Below are 13,623 nucleotides of genomic sequence, written 5' to 3'. Positions count from 1 at the left end.
CTTTTACCTCTTACGCCAGACGCGGGTTAACTTTTTCTGCATCGATATTGAATTTGGTAATTGCATCCGCAACCACTTTCTTATCGATTTCGCCACGTTTAGCCAGTTCGCCCAGGGCTGCTACAACCACGTAAGAAGCATCAACTTCGAAGTGGTGACGCAGGTTTTCGCGGCTGTCAGAACGACCGAAGCCGTCAGTACCCAGAACGCGATAATCATCCGCTGGTACGTAAGTACGAACCTGCTCAGCGAACAGTTTCATATAGTCAGTAGATGCCACCGCTGGTGCATCGTTCATCACCTGAGCGATGTACGGAACGCGCGGAGTTTCCATTGGGTGCAGCATGTTCCAGCGTTCACAATCCTGGCCATCACGCGCCAGTTCAGTGAAGGAGGTCACGCTGTACACATCGGAACCCACACCGTAGTCTTTCGCCAGGATCTGAGCCGCTTCACGAACGTGACGCAGGATAGAACCGGAGCCCAGCAGCTGAACTTTACCTTTGCTACCTTCGAGGGTTTCGAGTTTGTAGATACCTTTACGGATACCTTCCTCGGCACCTTCCGGCATAGCCGGCATGTGGTAGTTTTCGTTCAGCGTGGTGATGTAGTAGTAAATGTTCTCTTGCGCTTCACCGTACATACGGGTCAGACCGTCGTGCATGATGACTGCCACTTCGTACGCGTAAGACGGGTCGTAAGAGATACAGTTAGGGATAGTCAGAGACTGAATGTGGCTGTGACCATCTTCGTGCTGCAGACCTTCACCGTTCAGAGTCGTACGACCGGAAGTACCACCGACCAGGAAGCCACGAGCCTGTTGGTCGCCAGCCTGCCAGCACAGGTCACCGATACGCTGGAAACCGAACATGGAGTAGTAGATGTAGAACGGAATCATCGGCAGGTTGTTGGTGCTGTAAGAGGTCGCAGCAGCCAGCCAGGACGCGCCTGCACCCAGCTCGTTGATACCTTCCTGCAGGATCTGGCCTTTCTCGTCTTCTTTGTAGTATGCAACCTGCTCACGGTCCTGCGGGGTGTACTGCTGGCCGTTCGGGCTGTAGATACCGATCTGACGGAACAGACCTTCCATACCGAAAGTACGCGCTTCGTCGGCGATGATTGGAACCAGACGATCTTTGATCGACTTGTTCTTCAGCATCACGTTCAGGGCACGCACGAAAGCGATGGTGGTAGAGATCTCTTTGTTCTGCTCTTCCAGCAGCTGAGAGAAGTCTTCCAGCGCAGGCAGTTCGAGTTTCTCGGTGAAGTTAGGCTGACGAGCAGGCAGGTAGCCTTTCAGCGCCTGACGACGTTCGTGCAGGTACTTGTGCTCTTCAGAACCTTCCGGGAAGGTGATGTAAGAGAGGTTTTCAACCTGCTCATCGGTCACTGGAACGTTGAAACGGTCGCGGATATAACGCACGCCGTCCATGTTCATTTTCTTAACCTGGTGAGCGATGTTTTTACCTTCAGCGGTATCACCCATGCCGTAACCTTTAACGGTGTGGGCCAGGATGACGGTCGCTTTACCTTTGGTTTCCTGCGCTTTTTTCAGTGCAGCGTAGACTTTCTTCGGATCGTGACCACCACGGTTCAGCGCCCAGATCTGCTCATCAGTCCAGTCTGCAACCAGTGCGGCAGTTTCAGGGTATTTGCCGAAGAAGTGCTCACGCACGTAGGCACCGTCTTTGGATTTGAAGGTCTGGTAGTCGCCGTCAACGGTTTCGTTCATCAGCTGGATCAGTTTACCGCTGGTGTCTTTACGCAGCAGCTCATCCCAACGACCGCCCCACATGACTTTAATCACGTTCCAGCCAGCACCCGCGAAGATGCCTTCCAGTTCGTTGATGATCTTGCCGTTGCCGGTTACCGGACCATCCAGACGCTGCAGGTTACAGTTGATGATGAAGCACAGGTTGTCCAGCTTCTCACGGGTCGCGATGGTGATCGCACCCTTAGATTCTGGCTCATCCATTTCGCCGTCGCCCAGGAAGGCGTAAACGGTTTGCTCAGAGGTGTCTTTCAGACCACGGTGTTCCAGATACTTCAGGAATTTAGCCTGATAGATCGCACCGATTGGACCCAGACCCATGGATACGGTCGGGAACTGCCAGAATTCAGGCATCAGTTTAGGGTGCGGGTAAGAAGACAGACCTTTACCGTGAACTTCCTGACGGAAGTTGTTCATCTGCTCTTCAGTCAGACGACCTTCCAGGAAGGCACGTGCATAGATGCCCGGAGAGATGTGGCCCTGGAAGTACACCAGGTCGCCGCCGTCTTTCTCGTTGGCCGCACGGAAGAAGTGGTTAAAGCACACTTCGTAAACGGTGGCAGAAGACTGGAAGGATGCCATGTGGCCACCCAGTTCCAGGTCTTTCTTGGATGCGCGCAGAACGGTCATGATGGCGTTCCAGCGGATTGCAGAACGGATACGACGTTCCAGATCCAGATTGCCCGGGTATTCCGGTTCGTCTTCGACGGCAATCGTGTTTACGTAGTTGTTAGCCCCTGCACCTGCAGCCACTTTCACGCCGCCTTTGCGAGCTTCAGAAAGCAGCTGATCAATCAGATACTGAGCACGCTCAACACCTTCTTCACGGATGACCGATTCGATCGCCTGTAGCCAGTCGCGAGTTTCGATCGGATCCACGTCATTTTGGAGACGTTCTGACATGGGGGTATTCCTTATCTATCTAATACGTTGATTTGTCTGGAACCTGTCCCATTGTATTTTCGCCAGAAAACACAATAAGACAGGTTCTGCGTTTAGTTGCCGCGCTCTAAAAAACTGGCGCTTAATCCTTTCGTTGCTGTATGCGGCGTAATGAACGTTCGCGACGCGACTGTTCACGGCTGCGGTCCAGCAAGATTTCCTCAATGAAAGCCAGGTGACGGTGCGACGCTTCACGCGCCTGCTCCGGCTCCCCGGCCATTATCGCCTCGAATACTCGGGTGCGATGGTTGCTTACCAGTGGGAGCATTTCCCGACGGGCATACAACAATTCAAAATTCTGACGAACGTTCTGGGCCAGCATCGGCTCCATGCAGCGTAGCAGATGGAGGAGCACAACATTGTGGGCTGCTTCGGTAACAGCGATTTGATACTGGACAACGGCATCGGACTCGGCGTCTAAATCGCCGGACTGCTGTGCCCGTTCAATGGCTTGATGCAGTTCGCGAATACGGTCGCGATCGGCATCATTGCTGCGCAGGGCCGCGTAATAAGCCGCGATGCCTTCAAGCGCGTGACGGGTCTCAAGCAAGTCAAACTGGGATTCTGGGTGGTCAGAGAGAAGTTCTACCAGCGGATCGCTGAAGCTCTGCCACAGGCTGTTTTGCACAAAAGTTCCGCCGCCCTGGCGACGAAGCAGCAGGCCCTTGGCTTCGAGACGTTGGATCGCCTCACGCAGCGAGGGGCGGGAAACGTCGAACTGTTTTGCCAGCTCGCGTTCAGGCGGGAGTTTTTCGCCGGGGCGCAGTGTCCCCTCGAGGATTAAAAACTCCAGCTGCTGCTCTATCACATCAGAAAGTTTAGGTTGGCGAATTTTGCTGTAGGCCATATTCCCTGTCTTACGCCTTTTGCCCGGAGTAAATTGGTCTTACCAATTTCATGTTCGTATCGCTAAAGTAACAAAGTATTCACCTTGTGTCCATATTGGTTTTGATTGAAATCATTAAACCCGGCACATTTTAACAACCTTACAGAAATAACGTTTCAGAAATGTAACTTTGCCCAAATGAAATTATTACCCATAAAGAGGCAGTTTTAACTTTAATGAAACGCAAAATACTCAATCTGAACCGATTCACCTCGCCAAATTATGAAATATGCGCCACTTAGAGAGCATTTTTATTCTATACACAGATAAAAGGGGTTAAACGAGTCGATTAACAACTGGTTTCTTTTTATTCAACTCGTCATCGTCCCTTCATAAAGCAGGTGCATTCGCGGGCGCTTAACACTATTCTGGCGTTAACGGAAGTCATGTCCTGTATTTTAGGTCAACTTCACCGTAAAGAAATAAATACATGAAATGGAATTTCATAATTACACACGCCTGAGCGTGAACATAACAAACACACACGAGGTTTCATGATGGAAGGTCAACAGCACGGCGATCAGCTAAAGCGCGGCCTTAAAAACCGCCATATTCAGCTTATCGCGCTGGGCGGCGCTATTGGCACGGGTCTGTTCCTGGGCAGCGCGTCCGTTATTCAGTCTGCGGGTCCTGGCATTATTCTGGGTTATGCCATTGCCGGCTTTATTGCATTTCTGATTATGCGCCAGCTGGGGGAAATGGTCGTGGAGGAGCCTGTAGCGGGTTCATTCAGCCACTTCGCCTATAAATACTGGGGAAGCTTCGCCGGGTTTGCATCTGGCTGGAACTACTGGGTGCTGTACGTCCTGGTGGCGATGGCTGAGCTGACCGCGGTGGGTAAATACATTCAGTTCTGGTACCCGGAAGTCCCGACCTGGATTTCCGCTGCAGCCTTCTTTGTCATTATTAACGCCATCAACCTGACCAACGTAAAAGTGTTTGGTGAGATGGAGTTCTGGTTTGCCATTATTAAAGTCATTGCCGTCGTCGCCATGATCCTGTTCGGCGGCTGGCTCCTGTTCAGCGGTAACGGTGGTCCGCAGGCCACTGTGCGTAATCTCTGGGAACAGGGCGGGTTCCTGCCGCACGGCATGACCGGTCTGGTGATGATGATGGCGATTATTATGTTCTCCTTCGGCGGCCTGGAACTGGTGGGCATTACCGCCGCCGAAGCCGACAACCCGGAGCAGAGCATCCCGAAAGCGACCAATCAGGTTATCTACCGTATTCTGATCTTCTATGTGGGTTCACTGGCCGTGCTGCTCTCGCTGCTGCCGTGGACGCGCGTTACCGCTGACACCAGCCCGTTCGTACTGATCTTCCACGAGCTGGGTGACACCTTTGTGGCAAACGCGCTGAACGTTGTTGTCTTGACCGCTGCGCTCTCCGTTTACAACAGCTGCGTTTACTGCAACAGCCGTATGCTGTTCGGCCTGGCCCAGCAGGGCAATGCCCCGAAAGCGTTGCTTAACGTCGACAAGCGTGGCGTACCGGTGAACACCATTATTGTTTCAGCCGTGGTCACTGCATTGTGCGTGCTGATCAACTACCTGGCACCGGAATCGGCCTTTGGCCTGCTGATGGCGCTGGTGGTTTCTGCCCTGGTCATCAACTGGGCCATGATCAGCCTGGCGCACATCAAGTTCCGCCGTGCCAAGCAGCAGCAGGGCGTCAAAACGCGCTTCCCTGCCCTGCTCTATCCGCTGGGTAACTATGTCTGTCTGCTGTTTATGGCAGCGGTGCTGGTGATTATGCTGATGACGCCGGGTATGGCTATCTCTGTGTATCTCATCCCGGTCTGGATCGTGATCCTCGGCGTGGGCTACCTGTTTAAGCAAAAGAACGCCAAAACGGTAAAAGTACAGTAATCCTGCCTCTCTCTGTGCCCCTCTGCGGGCACAGAGCCTGTTACCTTCCTCACACTTTCTCATCCATAGCACATTCTTCCATATCAGCGCCTTTATACTGCAACGCATAAATTGCTTTGGCAGCAAATAATTCTCTCCATATCGTAACGCGGAGAAATGTCGATGGATAACAATAAACTTTCAGTGAAAGAAAAGATCGGCTATGGGATGGGTGACGCGGGATGTAACATCATCTTCGGCGCCATAATGTTGTTTGTTAACTATTTTTATACGGATATTTTCGGGCTGGCGCCTGCGCTGGTCGGCGTATTACTGCTGTCGGTGCGCGTCATCGATGCAATAACCGATCCGATTATGGGGGCTATCGCCGACCGAACCCGCAGCAAATATGGTCGTTTTCGTCCATGGTTGTTGTGGATTGCCTTCCCTTACGCGCTGTTTAGCATTCTGATGTTCACCACCCCAGAGTGGAGCTATAACAGCAAAGTTATCTATGCGTTTGTCACCTATTTCCTGCTGTCACTGACCTATACGGCCATCAATATTCCGTACTGCTCCCTCGGGGGCGTGATCACCAATGATCCTAAAGAGCGCGTGGCCTGCCAGTCTTACCGTTTTGTCATGGTCGGTATTGCCACGCTACTGCTGTCGCTGACATTGCTGCCGATGGCTGACTGGTTCGGCGGAGAAAACAAAGCGAAAGGCTACCAGATGGCAATGACGGTGCTGGCGCTCATTGGTACCTGTATGTTCCTGTTCAGCTTCTCTACCGTGCGCGAACGAGTACGCCCTGCGGTACAGACCAACGATGAACTCAAAAACGACCTTAAAGACGTATGGAAAAACGACCAGTGGGTGCGCATCCTGCTGTTGACCATCTGCAACGTCTGCCCGGGCTTTATCCGCATGGCCGCCACCATGTATTACGTCACCTGGGTTATGGGTGAAAGCACTCATTTCGCCACCCTGTTTATCAGCCTGGGCGTGGTGGGCATGATGATCGGCAGCATGCTGGCGAAAGTGCTGACTGACCGCTGGTGCAAACTGAAAGTCTTCTTCTGGACCAATATCGTGCTGGCGATATTCTCTTGCGCCTTCTACTTCTTCGACCCTAAAGCCACGATGACCATTATCGTGCTCTACTTCCTGCTGAACATCCTGCACCAGATCCCGTCTCCACTGCACTGGTCGCTGATGGCGGATGTGGATGATTACGGCGAGTGGAAAACCGGCAAACGTATTACCGGTATCAGCTTCTCCGGCAACATCTTCTTCCTGAAGCTGGGTCTGGCGATTGCCGGGGCGATGGTCGGTTTCCTGCTCTCCTGGTATGGCTACGATGCGGGTGCCAAAGCGCAAAGCGCTGACGCCATCAACGGGATCGTCCTGCTCTTTACCGTCATTCCGGGCGTAGGGTATCTGATTACCGCAGGTGTGGTTCGTCTGCTGAAAGTCGACCGTGAAACCATGAAGCAGATTCAGGCGGACCTGGAAAAACGCCGTACCAACTATCGAGAGCTGAGCGACTATCAGGATTTGAAAGCCGCAGAGACCAAATAAGGAGCGCGAAATGCGTCACTGGCCAAACCCGTTTATTGAGCAACGTGCCGATCCCTATATTCTCCGGCATGAGGAACAGTATTACTTTATCGCCTCGGTGCCGGAGTACAACCGGCTGGCGATTCGCCGCGCCGATACCCTGGAAGGCCTGCGTGATGCGCAAGAGGTGGTGGTCTGGCATAAACCGGACAGCGGCCCGATGGGTAATCTCATCTGGGCGCCCGAGCTGCATGCGATAGACGGCAAGTGGTATATCTACTTTGCCGCCGCCCATACCCAGGCGCTGGATGAGCTCGGGATGTTCCAGCATCGAATGTACGCGCTGGAGTGTAGCGACAGCGATCCGCTCACCGGTACGTGGGTGGAGAAAGGGCAGATTAAGACGCAGTACGATACGTTTGCCCTGGATGCCACCACCTTTATTCATCAGGGCAAACGCTGGTATTTATGGGCGCAGAAAGCACCGGATATTGCCGGAAACTCCAATCTTTATCTGTGCGAAATGGAGAATCCCTGGACGCTGAAAGGCGAACCCGTTCTGCTAAGCAAACCGGAATTCGACTGGGAGTGCCGGGGCTTTTTGGTGAACGAAGGGCCGGCTATCTTAAGCCATGGTAATCGTCTGTTTATCAGTTACTCCGCCAGCGCGACCGATGAAAATTACTGTATGGGCCTGCTGTGGATCGAGAAAGATGCCGACCCGCGTAATCCGGCGAACTGGCACAAATCGCCGCAGCCGGTCTTCACCACCAGCTATGAAAACCGTCAGTACGGCCCGGGGCATAATAGCTTCACGCAGACGGCTGATGGGGAAGATGTGCTGGTCTATCATGCGCGCAACTATACCGAGATAGAAGGCGACCCGCTTTACGATCCCAACCGCCATACCCGCCTGAAGTTAGTTCACTGGAACGAAAACGGGATGCCAGATTTCGGCATCCCGCCTGCAGATAGCGAGTAACAGTTACGGCACGCGGGTTTAGATCAGCGTGCCGTAAATCGTTAGCAGCGCCACAATCACCACGATAACAAACGAGGTTTTCTTGGCCATCGACACGGCAGCTTTTGGCGTGGCGATTTTGTCGGTATGCGGCTCGCGCGCCAGCGAGAACTGCGCAAGTCGGGTCAGAACCTGATATTGCGAGGTGCGGCGATCCCCGAGCGACGCAAACCAGGCAGGTAACGCTTTTTCACCATGACCAATCAAGGCATAGACTACACCGACCAGGCGCACCGGCAGCCAGTCCAGCACATGCAGAATGGCATCAATGCCTGATTGCAGTCGTTCGTGTGGTGTCAGGTAGCGCGCCAGCCAGCTCTGCCAGGCGCGTAAAAACGCATAGCCCATCAGCAGCACCGGGCCCCACGGGCCGCCAACCACAAACCAGAACAGCGGCGCCAGATAGAAACGGTAGTTAATCCACAGCAAGGCATTTTGCAGCTCGCGCAGAAACTCCCGCTCGTCGCAGTCAGGCGGCACACCGTGAATAAGAGTTAACTCGCTGGCCATGGCACCCCGGGCGTGGCTGTCGTTGCGCGCAGCCGCTTTCAGGTAAGCGTGGTAGTGCAAACGCACTTTCCCGGCACCAATACAGAGCACGCCGAGCAAAATCCAGACCACCAGCAAAGGGACGTTAAAAAAGAGGCCGTGTAAGGCGCGTAACAGCAAGAAGACCACCAACATGACGCCGGCGGTCATTATTAACGTACGCAGTAACGAGAAATGTTTAATCCGACGGAAAAAGATCTCCGACCGGTGATCCAGTTGCCAGTGTTCGCCCAGCTTAAATAAGCGCTCAGCGATCATAACCAGCAGTATGGTGAACAACGTCATGTCATCTCCTTGTCTGACGAAGCGTTAAGCATGGCGTGGAATCGGCTCCAGTCAAAGGCCGGGCCGGGATCGGTTTTTCTTACCGGTGCGATATCACTATGCCCGGTAATGTGGTTAGCCATTTCCGGATAGCACGCGATCAACAGGCGGGTTATCGCAACCAGCGCATGATATTGCGCATCGGTATAGGGCAGCACATCTGTGCCTTCCAGCTCTATTCCGATGGAGAAATCATTACAGCGTTCTCGCCCTTGATAAGTCGATACGCCCGCATGCCAGGCTCGCTTGTCAAAAGGAACATACTGGACGATTTCGCCATCACGGCGAATCAGGCAGTGGGCAGAAACCCGCAAATGCGCGATTTCCGCAAAGAAGGGGTGCGCGTTGGGATCTATCGTTCCGGTAAAGAGCGCGTCAATCCATGGGCCCCCGAACTCCCCCGGTGGCAGACTGATGTTATGCACCACCAACAGCGAGGGGGTGACCTCTTCAGGGCGGCAATCGTGGTGTGGCGAGGGCACACGCCGTGCATCCACCAGCCATCCATGTTCCAACTGCATGCGGGCTCTCCTTATTTATGGTGCTGATACCCGGTTCAGAGTAGCATGTTTCAATCTTATGATTCGTTACCAATTTGGAGTTTTATCATGCCGCCTCGCCGCTACAACCCCGACCAGAGACGTGACGCACTTCTGGAACGTATTAATCTGGATATACCGGCAAGTGTCGCGCACGCCCTGCGCGAAGATCTGGGAGGCGATGTTAACGCCGACAACGACATCACTGCTCTGCTTTTGCCAAAAGAAGCGCACTCTCACGCGGTGGTGATCACCCGTGAAGCGGGGATCTTCTGTGGTAAACGCTGGGTAGAAGAGGTCTTTACCCAGCTGGCGGGAGATGAGGTGCAGGTTACCTGGCATGTTGCGGATGGCGATAGCGTGACCGAAAATCAGCCGCTGTTTGAACTCAATGGCCCTTCCCGCGTATTGCTGACGGGTGAACGCACCGCACTCAATTTTGTGCAAACCCTGTCAGGCGTGGCCAGCGAAGTACACCGTTACGTGGCCTTACTGGAAGGTACGCATACTCAGCTACTGGACACCCGTAAAACTCTACCAGGCCTGCGCACGGCGCTGAAATACGCCGTCATCTGCGGTGGTGGAGCGAACCATCGCTTAGGGTTATCCGATGCGTTTCTGATTAAAGAAAACCACATTATCGCCTCTGGCTCCGTACGCCAGGCGGTAGAGAAAGCCTTCTGGCTGCATCCGGATGTGCCGGTAGAAGTGGAGGTAGAAAGCCTGGATGAACTGGAAGAGGCGCTGAAAGCCGGGGCCGATATCATCATGCTGGATAACTTCACGACCGATCAGATGCGTGAAGCGGTGAAGCGTACCCAGGGCCAGGCTCGCCTGGAGGTCTCGGGCAACGTCACGCATGAAACAATCCGTGAGTTCGCCCAGACAGGCGTTGACTATATCTCCGTCGGAGCGCTGACCAAGCACGTACGCGCGCTCGACCTGTCGATGCGTTTTAAATAGTTCCCGCTCACCCGGCCGGCGCTCCGGTCGGGCTTTTCTCCGCCCCTTTTTACGATCCTTCTCGCAGCGTTGTATCTCCTCTCTGCAAGCGCGTCATAACCTTCTGAAGCCGCCTCCACGAAACCATTTTTGTCGCTCGCCCTGACGATAACAGGCTGACACAGTGTCGCCAGTTAACCACAGGAGCGACACATGAACAGACAACAAGGATTTACGCTAATTGAACTGATGGTGGTCATAGGGATCATCGCGATACTGAGCGCCATTGGCATCCCCGCTTATCAAAACTATCTGCGAAAAGCGGCCCTCACCGACATGCTACAAACCTTTATTCCTTACCGCACCGCAGTCGAACTCTGCGCGCTGGATCATGGCGGAACGGATAGCTGCGACGCGGGTGCGAATGGTATCCCCTCTCCGGCGACGTCCCGCTACGTCTCTGCGATGTCTGTCGCCAATGGTGCTGTGACCCTGACGGGTCAGGAGAGTCTGAATGGCCTGAGCGTAGCCCTGACCCCAGTCTGGGATAATGGCAACGGCATTACGGGCTGGACTCGCACTTGCACGATCAGCGATGACAGCGCCCTGAAGCAGGCCTGCGAAGATGTGTTCCGCTTTACGGATCCAGCAGGAGAGGCAGATGAATCCTGAGAAACTGATGGCGCTGTGTCAGCGCCATAACGCGCTACTCCTCAACAGCACCGAGGCACGGTTGAGCATTGCCGTGCTGGGCCAACCGGCGCCAGAGATGCTGGATGCACTGCGCTTCGCAACGCAAAAAAACGTCGATATTGAATGCTGGAGTGCCGAACGCATGGAGAAATACCGGCAGGCGGCCTCGCAATCCCATCTTCCCGTCCAGGCCGATACCGGGCGTTCGGCGGTGGAGATCCTCAACCGTACGCTGAGTCACGCCCTTGAACAGCGCGCTTCGGATATTCATATCGAACCTGCAGATGAGAGCTGGCAAATTCGGCTACGCATTGATGGCGTGCTCTATTCCCAGCAGCCCCTCTCCGTGGCGCTGGGTACTAGCCTGACGGCACGACTTAAGGTGCTTGGCAATCTCGATATCGCCGAACGTCGGCTGCCGCAGGATGGGCAATTCACGGTTGAACTCTCGGGCGCACCGGTGTCATTTCGCATCGCCACCCTGCCCTGCCGTCGCGGCGAAAAAATCGTACTCCGCCTGCTTCAACAGGTACAACAAGCCCATCAGCTTGACCAGTTGGGGATGGCCTCTTCTCAGTTGCACTGTTTTCGTGAGGCGTTGATGAAACCACAAGGGCTAATCCTGGTGACCGGCCCCACCGGCAGTGGGAAAACAGTCTCCCTATACAGTGCCCTTCAGGCGCGCAATGCGCCTGAAGTGAACATCTGCAGCGTTGAGGATCCCATCGAAATTCCCCTGGAGGGGCTGAATCAGACGCAGATCAATCCCCGGGCAGGATTGACGTTCCAGAGCGTGCTGCGCGCTTTTCTTAGGCAAGACCCGGATATCATTATGGTGGGCGAAATCCGTGACGGTGAAACAGCGGAAATTGCTATGAATGCGGCTCAAACCGGACATCTGGTGCTTTCCACCCTGCACACCAACTCAACCGCAGAGACGCTGGTGCGTTTGCAGCAGATGGGGGTGGCGCGCTGGATGATCTCATCGGCGTTATCGCTGGTTATCGCGCAACGCCTGGTACGACGACTCTGCCCTCATTGCCGCCAACAAACAGAGCGCGAAGTGCCGCTGCCCGGCACATTGTGGCCAGGGCCGCTGCCGCACTGGCTGCCCGCTGGCTGTGACCGTTGTTATCATGGTTTTTATGGCCGGGTGGCGATATTTGAAGTGATGGCGATCAGTAGCGATCTTCGCCTCGCCATTGCGCGTGGTGCGCCAGTTGAAGAGATTGAAGCGCATGCACGTCAGGCAGGCATGATGACGCTGTTCGAACATGGCTGTATGGCCGTGGAAGAAGGGAAAACCACGCTGGAGGAGCTGGTGCGCGTGTTAGGAATACCTCATGGCCAGTGAACAGCTGTGGCGATGGCGCGCCCTTAATCAGCAGGGCGTAAGCATAGAGGGGGCCATCCTGGCCCCTGACCGTGAAAGTGCATGGCAAAAGCTGCAAGATAAGGCGCTTTTCCCGCTGTCATTGCGTCGCGGCACGCTGCGTCAGGCGCACTGGCAGCCCCAGCATCGCTATGAGGTCATCCATCAGTTGGCTACGTTGCTACAGGCAGGTTTAACGCTATCGGCCTCTCTGGAGCTACTTGCACAGCAACATCCGGTTAAACACTGGCAGGCGCTATTGCAGAGCGTCGCCGAGGATCTCAGCGCGGGTAGCCCCTTTTCCGACACGCTCAAGAAATGGCCTGGCGTGTTCCCGCCGCTCTACATCTCAATGATGAAAACCGGAGAACTGACCGGTAAGCTCGATGAGTGTTGCCGTCAGCTCGCTATTCAGCAAAAAACGCAACAGCAGCTCAGCGCAAAGGTTAAAAAGGCACTCCGCTACCCGATTATCATCCTTTCGCTGGCCATCGCCGTCGTACTGGCGATGGTGACGATGGTCTTACCCGAATTTGCTGCTATCTACAAAACCTTTAATACACCTTTACCCGCACTCACGCAGGGCGTGATGGCCGCAGCCGCGTTTTTACAACGCTGGGGTTGGGTCTTTTTGGTTCTGCTGGTTGCTGCTGGTTTAGGCCTGATGGGCCTGCGTCGCCACCCGCCATGGCAAAGCGTGACGATGCGCCTGCTCCTTAGGTGCCCCCTGATCGGTACGCTTGTGCGGGGTCAAAAGCTTAGCCAAATATTTACCGTGCTGTCACTCACCCAACAGGCAGGCATCACCTTTCTGCAGGGGCTGGAGAGCACCGAAGAGACGATGGAGTGCCCATTCTGGCGCGACAAACTGCAGGCGATTCGCCAGCGTGTGATGCAGGGCTCGCCCATCTGGTCAGCATTCAACACTGCCGGCCTGTTCACGCCACTCTGCATTCAACTGGTTCGCACCGGCGAAGTTTCTGGCGCACTGGATACCATGCTCTATAACCTGGCGCAGCATCATAATGCACAGACCTTTCAACACGCGGATGACCTCGCGTCTCTGCTGGAACCACTCCTGTTGATTGTGACGGGCGTCATTATTGGCACGCTGGTGGTGGCGATGTACTTGCCTATATTTCATTTGGGGGATGCGATGAGCGGGGGATAACGCTGG

General features: G+C 54.5%; 11 protein-coding genes. 7 read left to right on the top strand and 4 right to left on the bottom strand.

What is annotated here, in order from left to right:
• Nucleotides 1-10: 10 nt before the first annotated feature.
• Both aceE and pdhR read right to left on the bottom strand, forming a co-directional pair.
• Nucleotides 11-2,674, bottom strand: a complete 2,664-nt coding sequence (gene aceE / locus B3B59_RS07330; protein ID WP_040077140.1) for a pyruvate dehydrogenase (acetyl-transferring), homodimeric type — start codon at nucleotides 2,672-2,674, stop codon at nucleotides 11-13.
• A 121-nt stretch (nucleotides 2,675-2,795) separates the two neighbouring features.
• Complete coding sequence (pdhR, locus tag B3B59_RS07325; RefSeq protein WP_040077141.1) at nucleotides 2,796-3,560, bottom strand: pyruvate dehydrogenase complex transcriptional repressor PdhR; 765 nt, start codon at nucleotides 3,558-3,560, stop codon at nucleotides 2,796-2,798.
• A gap of 533 nt (nucleotides 3,561-4,093) precedes the next feature.
• Between pdhR and aroP the strand changes: the two genes are divergently transcribed.
• The 3 genes from aroP to B3B59_RS07310 all read left to right on the top strand — a co-directional run bounded on the left by aroP (nucleotide 4,094) and on the right by B3B59_RS07310 (nucleotide 7,988).
• Nucleotides 4,094-5,467, top strand: coding sequence for an aromatic amino acid transporter AroP (gene aroP, locus B3B59_RS07320; protein WP_154298787.1), 1,374 nt, complete (start codon nucleotides 4,094-4,096; stop codon nucleotides 5,465-5,467).
• A 162-nt stretch (nucleotides 5,468-5,629) separates the two neighbouring features.
• Nucleotides 5,630-7,027, top strand: a complete 1,398-nt coding sequence (locus B3B59_RS07315; RefSeq protein WP_046884975.1) for a glycoside-pentoside-hexuronide (GPH):cation symporter — start codon at nucleotides 5,630-5,632, stop codon at nucleotides 7,025-7,027.
• A gap of 10 nt (nucleotides 7,028-7,037) precedes the next feature.
• Nucleotides 7,038-7,988, top strand: a complete 951-nt coding sequence (locus B3B59_RS07310; protein WP_286808533.1) for a family 43 glycosylhydrolase — start codon at nucleotides 7,038-7,040, stop codon at nucleotides 7,986-7,988.
• Nucleotides 7,989-8,006: 18 nt separating this feature from the next.
• On the opposite strand, the gene ampE is transcribed toward B3B59_RS07310, so the two are convergent.
• Both ampE and ampD read right to left on the bottom strand, forming a co-directional pair.
• Entirely contained in the window at nucleotides 8,007-8,861 is an 855-nt protein-coding gene (gene ampE, locus B3B59_RS07305; RefSeq protein ID WP_040077145.1) for a beta-lactamase regulator AmpE, read from the bottom strand.
• Nucleotides 8,858-9,421 carry a 1,6-anhydro-N-acetylmuramyl-L-alanine amidase AmpD gene (ampD, locus tag B3B59_RS07300; protein WP_040077146.1) on the bottom strand — a complete coding sequence of 188 codons (564 nt, stop codon included), beginning with the start codon at nucleotides 9,419-9,421 and terminating at the stop codon, nucleotides 8,858-8,860. The genes ampE and ampD overlap by 4 nt, the downstream gene beginning before the upstream one ends.
• 87 nt (nucleotides 9,422-9,508) lie before the next feature.
• On the opposite strand from ampD, the gene nadC reads away from it, so the two are divergent.
• The 4 genes from nadC to hofC all read left to right on the top strand — a co-directional run bounded on the left by nadC (nucleotide 9,509) and on the right by hofC (nucleotide 13,617).
• The gene (nadC, locus tag B3B59_RS07295) at nucleotides 9,509-10,402 is read left to right on the top strand and encodes a carboxylating nicotinate-nucleotide diphosphorylase (protein WP_046884976.1); all 894 of its coding nucleotides are present in this window, start codon (nucleotides 9,509-9,511) and stop codon (nucleotides 10,400-10,402) included.
• Between the two features lie 192 nt (nucleotides 10,403-10,594).
• Nucleotides 10,595-11,053 carry a prepilin peptidase-dependent pilin gene (gene ppdD, locus B3B59_RS07290; protein WP_040077149.1) on the top strand — a complete coding sequence of 153 codons (459 nt, stop codon included), beginning with the start codon at nucleotides 10,595-10,597 and terminating at the stop codon, nucleotides 11,051-11,053.
• On the top strand, nucleotides 11,043-12,428 hold the full coding sequence (gene gspE / locus B3B59_RS07285; protein WP_286808531.1) for a type II secretion system protein GspE: 1,386 nt from the start codon (nucleotides 11,043-11,045) through the stop codon (nucleotides 12,426-12,428). The genes ppdD and gspE overlap by 11 nt, the downstream gene beginning before the upstream one ends.
• A complete protein-coding gene (gene hofC / locus B3B59_RS07280; protein ID WP_286808529.1) occupies nucleotides 12,418-13,617 on the top strand; it encodes a protein transport protein HofC in 1,200 nt (399 codons plus the stop codon). Before gspE ends, hofC begins: the two co-directional genes overlap by 11 nt.
• Nucleotides 13,618-13,623 lie beyond the last annotated feature (6 nt).

The sequence above is a fragment of the Leclercia sp. UBA2479 genome (assembly GCF_002341985.1).
GTDB classification, from domain to species: domain Bacteria; phylum Pseudomonadota; class Gammaproteobacteria; order Enterobacterales; family Enterobacteriaceae; genus Enterobacter; species Enterobacter pneumoniae.
The sequence above is the reverse complement of the archived record's forward strand: the minus strand, read 5'-3'. Positions and strand labels throughout refer to the sequence as shown.

Excerpts from the sequence above, each read along its gene's own strand:
- aceE (WP_040077140.1), bottom strand. The coding sequence starts at position 2,674 with ATGTCAGAACGTCTCCAAAATGACGTGGATCCGATCGAAACTCGCGAC.
- pdhR (WP_040077141.1), bottom strand. The coding sequence starts at position 3,560 with ATGGCCTACAGCAAAATTCGCCAACCTAAACTTTCTGATGTGATAGAG.
- aroP (WP_154298787.1), top strand. The coding sequence starts at position 4,094 with ATGATGGAAGGTCAACAGCACGGCGATCAGCTAAAGCGCGGCCTTAAA.
- B3B59_RS07315 (WP_046884975.1), top strand. The coding sequence starts at position 5,630 with ATGGATAACAATAAACTTTCAGTGAAAGAAAAGATCGGCTATGGGATG.
- B3B59_RS07310 (WP_286808533.1), top strand. The coding sequence starts at position 7,038 with ATGCGTCACTGGCCAAACCCGTTTATTGAGCAACGTGCCGATCCCTAT.
- ampE (WP_040077145.1), bottom strand. The coding sequence starts at position 8,861 with ATGACGTTGTTCACCATACTGCTGGTTATGATCGCTGAGCGCTTATTT.
- ampD (WP_040077146.1), bottom strand. The coding sequence starts at position 9,421 with ATGCAGTTGGAACATGGATGGCTGGTGGATGCACGGCGTGTGCCCTCG.
- nadC (WP_046884976.1), top strand. The coding sequence starts at position 9,509 with ATGCCGCCTCGCCGCTACAACCCCGACCAGAGACGTGACGCACTTCTG.
- ppdD (WP_040077149.1), top strand. The coding sequence starts at position 10,595 with ATGAACAGACAACAAGGATTTACGCTAATTGAACTGATGGTGGTCATA.
- gspE (WP_286808531.1), top strand. The coding sequence starts at position 11,043 with ATGAATCCTGAGAAACTGATGGCGCTGTGTCAGCGCCATAACGCGCTA.
- hofC (WP_286808529.1), top strand. The coding sequence starts at position 12,418 with ATGGCCAGTGAACAGCTGTGGCGATGGCGCGCCCTTAATCAGCAGGGC.